At 57.8% G+C, this 2,509-nt stretch carries 2 protein-coding genes; one reads left to right on the top strand and one right to left on the bottom strand.

Translation table 11 applies throughout. The features are described from left to right. Positions 1–620, top strand: a 620-nt coding sequence (locus BG35_RS0109045; protein WP_025782560.1) for a response regulator transcription factor, incomplete at its 5' end; no start/stop codon positions are given. Here the strand turns inward: BG35_RS0109045 and BG35_RS11210 are convergent. Next, positions 617–2,509 (bottom strand): DUF6165 family protein (locus BG35_RS11210; protein WP_034418252.1); only part of this gene is annotated, 1,893 nt, incomplete at its 5' end. The two genes, BG35_RS0109045 and BG35_RS11210, sit on opposite strands and share 4 nt — an antisense overlap.

Genomic DNA, 2,509 nt, shown 5'->3' with positions numbered 1-2,509 from the left:
AAACCGCCAAAGATGGGGAGGAGGGTTGGGAGAAGGCCCAACAACTGCTCCCCGATCTGGTGATCAGCGACGTGATGATGCCTCGGCTGGACGGCTATGGGCTGCTGGCCCGGCTGCGGGAGGATGAGCGGCTGGCGGGAACGCCCGTGGTGTTTCTCACCGCCAAAGGCATGACCGCAGACCGCATTGCCGGCTTCATGGCAGGTGTGGACGACTACATTCCCAAACCTTTTGATCCTGACGAGTTGGTGGCCCGGGTGCGCAGTGTGTTGGCCCGGCAACAGCGGCTGCTCACGGAAGCGGCCCGCTTTGCGGACGCCGACGTGGGCCAGTTGGCCAAGCAGATCACCGAGATCCGCAGTCTCCTGGGCCAGGGGGGGCAGGGGGTTTCAGGCAGGCAAGGAAGCCGTGACGGCGCCCCTCGGCAACAGTTCACGCCCCGGGAGGCCAGTGTGCTCCAGCTTGTGGCGGAGGGGCTGATGAATAAACAAATCGCCAAACAACTGGGCACCTCCATTCGTAACGTGGAAAAGTATGTGAGTCGTCTATTTGGCAAAACATCCACCTCCAGCCGCACGGAACTGGTACGCTATGCGTTGGAAAATCACCTGGTGGATTAACAGTAGGATTTTTCTTCCTTGATGGCGGAGCCGTAGTGGTCATTGATGGACCGCTTGATGGCTGCCCGTTGATCATTCTGTTGATAGACGGATCGGGCCAGTTGAATGAACTGTTCTCCAAAGTCCTGACGACCTTCATGGACGCGAATGTCCTCTTCAATGCGCCACAAGGATTGGTTGACATCCTTGAGCTGGTGATAGTGTTCGGGGAGCAGCTTCATTCCTGATTGCTCCAGGACGCCCCGAAGCAGGCGCAGTTCATGGTCAACGTTGACCTTGCCTTGGCCCTTGAGTCGTTCCGACTTGATTTCCAGAATGGTTAGCTTGTCAATCAGTTCTCCGAAAGCCACAGGGATCTGTATGGGTCCAACCTTCTGCCCAGGGACAGGAGGTTCGTTCCAGGGAGCGGCGCCCGTTGCCAGCGCCGTGGCCACACGGTCCATCACTTCCTGCCAGTTACCCCGTTCCCGCTGCCGGAAGAGACGCATGGACGGATACCAGAAGGTGGTGTCCCCTTCCATGCCCCAACGCCAGTCGGGAACTGCGATTAGCAGGATCCAGGTGGGCTTGCCCATCCCCGCCGCCAAGTGGGCAACAGATGTGTCACAGGTGATGACAAGATCGCAGTTGGCGATCATGGCGGCAGTCTCCACAAAGTCCCATGTCTCGTTGATCTCTTCCTGACAGCCAACAAAACGATGGCGGAATGGGCAATCCTCCAGTTGCTCGGCTCCGTCCCCCTTTTGCAGAGACAGCAAACTGGCGTCCGTCTTCTCGATGACGGGTGCGAATAGGGCCAAGGGAAGATTCTTCCCGAGCTTTGAGCCTGCCTGGCTGCCTTGCCAATTGATGCCGATGATGGGCCTCTTCTCTGCAGCCAATTTCTTTTGCCAGTGCTCGACTTGCTGTTGCGGTGCTTTGATATAGGGTTTATCAATCAGCGGATTATCAGGACCGACATTAAGATATTTTGGTAAGGACAGCAGTGGCAGCCATTTACCCTGGGTGAGCTGATTCCCTTTCTCGGGACTATGGATCGTTGTGGTGATCCCGGAGGATTGAATCAGTCCATGCAACTTTGTGGGTGCGCAAAGAGATGCGGTCTGCCCCGTACGATTCAGATGAAGAACGTAGCGCATGAACTGCAAGGTGTCCCCCAGTCCTTGCTCAGCCACAAGGATCACCGCTTCTCCCGAAGCCAGATTACGGCCGTCCCATCGCTCCACCTGGGGATGGGCGGTCAGAATCTTGTCACGATCACTGCCGCCCGGCAATCGCCATTCGTACTGCGGCCAACCACTGTCATAGTCACCGACCAGGAGTTGGACTAGGGAAAGATACAGGTTGGCTTCCTTGTGGCTGGGATCAATGGCCAGTACTTGGCGACAGGCGTCAATCGCGGCCGGCAGGTTGCCTTGCGCCCGCACCACAATGACGAGATTGATGAGTGCTTGAATGTAGTCGGGCTGAATAGCCAGTGCCTGGCGATAGGCGTCAATAGCAGCCGGCAGGTCGCCCTGTGCCTGAAGGGCAACGCCGAGGTTATTGAGTGCTTGCGACGAGTTGGGCTTAACGTCCAGCGCCTGACGATAGGCAGCAATAGCAGCCGGCAGGTTGTCCTGTGCTTGAAGGGCGGCGCCGAGGTTGATGAGTGCTTGCGGCGAATTGGGCTTAACGTCCAGCGCCTGACGATAGGCTTCAATAGCAGCCGGCAGGTTGCCCTGTGCCTGAAGGGCGGCGCCGAGGTTGATGAGTGCTTGAACGTAATCGGGCTTAACGTCCAGCGCCTGACGATAGGCAGCAATAGCAGCCGGCAGGTTGCCTTGCTTCGCAAGGGCAGCGCCGAGGTTATTGAGTTTTCGTGGAGATCCGGGCTTGAGGACAAGGGC

The organism is Candidatus Synechococcus spongiarum SH4, assembly GCF_000586015.1.
GTDB classification, from domain to species: domain Bacteria; phylum Cyanobacteriota; class Cyanobacteriia; order PCC-6307; family Cyanobiaceae; genus Synechococcus_B; species Synechococcus_B spongiarum_F.
Note: the sequence above shows the minus strand (reverse complement) of the source record. Positions and strands in the feature narration are given on the sequence as shown.